The 710-nt window shown below is 70.4% G+C and carries 1 protein-coding gene; it reads right to left on the minus strand.

Features of this window, described 5'->3' with window-relative positions; translation table 11 throughout:
- A partial coding sequence (locus KUM32_RS27145) for an ATP-grasp ribosomal peptide maturase (RefSeq protein ID WP_254406205.1) occupies nucleotides 1–706 on the minus strand: 706 nt, incomplete at its 3' end.
- Nucleotides 707–710: the final 4 nt, after the last annotated feature.

The raw sequence follows: 710 nt of genomic DNA on the forward strand, positions 1-710 counted from the left end.
GAGTGGGGAGATCGATCACGCGGTAGGTCAGGGCTCCGTAGTCGCGTCGCCAGTCGAGTAGTTCCGAGTCGATGCGTACCGCAAAGACGCGCCCGCCCACGACCACCACCCGCACGTCAGCCGCCTTGTCCACGCGGGACTGGAAGAGGTGCGGCACGACCTTGACGCTCTCGTCCAGCTCCGCTGGGTCCACCGGTTCGGTCCAGGTCGTCAGCCCCTGGCCGTCCGAGTCGTGGTACGCCGTCCAGCGTAACGCCTTGTAGACGACGGGTCCGTGGTCCCGCACGAAGGATCGGATCTCCCCTAGGTCGTTGGAGATGAGTGTGGGGGGCACGGTGAAGCCCATGCGGGTGGCGGTGGCGAGCTGGAGGGGCTTGTGTTCGGCGGCGTAGTTGCGTAACGGGTGGTTGACGTACCGGCACTCCGTCAGCGCGTGCAGGATGCCGCCCAGCCCGTAGCGCACCTGGGCCGCCGCGAAGCGCGCGTCCGGCGGCGCCAGGTGCGGGAAGCGGGGCCAGACGGGGCGCCGCCAGTACACCGCGCGCACCTGCTCCAGCGCGGCTGCCCTGGAGCAGGTGCGCAGTGATCCGGACACGGTGGGAGCGCCGGCGCCGAAGCGCGCCGACACGTGCAGCGCGTCGCCGATGTCCGCGGGGTTGAAGCGGACCACGGGGACGCGCCTGCGGTTCAGCTCGGCGCTCACCATGCTG

Source organism: Streptomyces sp. AC627_RSS907 (genome assembly GCF_019049165.1).